A 1669-nucleotide genomic window follows, 5' to 3' on the forward strand; every position below is an offset into this window, starting at 1 on the left:
GTTTCTCGGATACTCAACCCTTCTTCTTCCATCGTAAATATCACTTTACGTCTAAAATCAATTGAATAGCTCATATAAATAATGTCATCAAAATTAAGTTGCTTAGCTATATATTACATATGATGTGTGATTTAACCATTGCTGCTGACAATGCCATATTTGATCAAACGGAGCCTAAGGTTGGTTCATTTGATGGTGGTTCGAGAGCGTCTTATATGGCACCCATCGTTGGACAAAAAAGCACGCGAAATTTGGTTTTTATGCCGTCAATATGATGCACGCTCAGCAGTAGATATGGGATTGGTAAATCAGGTTGTACCTTATGCTGAATTGGAGCGTGAAACGGTAGGCTGGTGTCGTGAGATATTAAAAAATAGCCCAATGGCACTAGGCTGTCTGCAAGCAGCGCTGAATGCGGATTGTGACGGCCAGGCTGGTTTACAAGAGTTAGCCGGTAATGCAACATGTTATTTTACATGAGCGAAGAAGGGCAGGAAGGGAGAAATGCTTTCAATGAAAAACGACAACCTGATTTTTCAAGCTTTGAGCGTAATCCATAATGCGTAAGGCGGCAATATATCAATTTAGTCTACCTATCGAAGCAGGGATCGTATTAAAGCAGCAGCGATTAAAAACCCGTGATGGTTTTCTTATTCATTTACAGGAAAATGACGCCCAAGGTTGGGGTGAAATTTCACCTTTACCTGCGTTTAGTGTTGAAACACTAGAAATGGCCAGGCAATCATTGCAAACAGGCTTACATAACTGGTGCCAGGGTGCAACAGTTAAAACGTGCCATATTCCATCAGTGGCTTTTGGGCTCAGTTATGCGCTGGCTAAATTAAAGGCTGAATTACCTGAAATAACCCATTATCCAAAAGCACCCCTTTGTACCGGTGATGTGGATGCGCTTATTTTACAATTAAATGGTGTTAGCAGTGAAAAAGTGGCTAAGGTTAAGGTTGGCCTTTATGAGTGGGTGCGGGATGGGATGGTGGTTAATTTGCTACTTGATGCGATTCCTTTGTTGCGTTTACGGTTGGATGCTAATCGAAGCTGGAACCAATCACAAGCCGCCGCGTTTGCCAAGTATATTAAGCCAGCCAATCGCAAGCGTTTGCTCAACAAACGGCGATCGCGCTATTGCTTGGGACAAAAGTGTGCGCGAACCTAATTTTAAACTTGAAAAACAGCCAGGTGTTAGCGCCATTGTTATTAAACCTACCTTACTGGGGTAGCTTAAATAATCACTGTAAGCAACTTATTGATGACGCTAGGGCTTTGGGATTAAATAGTGTAATTAGTTCAAGTCTTGAAAGTAGTTTTGGTTTAACACAATTAGCCAGAATAGCATGCTGGTTAACACCAGAAACCGTTCCCGGATTAGATACCTTGTCTTTGTTCCAGACTCAACTGGTTCGTCAATGGCCTGAAAGTTCATTGCCATTAATCGGATTAAATGAATTAGAACTAATATGGCAGAATGAATGATATTTAATCAATGGCCTTGGATCTATTGGGCAGAAAAATCGCCTGCTGACATTGCACTGATAACTGAGCATAGACAATATATAGCTAAGCGACTTAATTTTGATGACATTATTTATATGAGCTATTCAATTAATTTTAGACGTAAAATGATATTTACGATGGAAGAAGAAGGGTTGAG

1 protein-coding gene and 2 pseudogenes are annotated in these 1669 nt (G+C 40.7%); all 3 read left to right on the forward strand.

Annotated elements, in window-relative coordinates; translation table 11 throughout:
* Window positions 1-107: 107 nt before the first annotated feature.
* Window positions 108-560: pseudogene (locus tag ARSQ2_RS11230) on the forward strand (enoyl-CoA hydratase-related protein); the annotation flags it as partial.
* Window positions 560-1491 (forward strand): annotated as a pseudogene (gene menC / locus ARSQ2_RS11235) (o-succinylbenzoate synthase). The pseudogenes ARSQ2_RS11230 and menC, both read left to right, overlap by 1 nt.
* Window positions 1488-1669 (forward strand): hypothetical protein (locus tag ARSQ2_RS11240; RefSeq protein WP_181995343.1); only part of this gene is annotated, 182 nt, incomplete at its 3' end. The pseudogene menC and the gene ARSQ2_RS11240, both read left to right, overlap by 4 nt.

The organism is Arsenophonus endosymbiont of Bemisia tabaci Q2 (assembly GCF_902713415.1).
Lineage (GTDB): Bacteria > Pseudomonadota > Gammaproteobacteria > Enterobacterales > Enterobacteriaceae > Arsenophonus.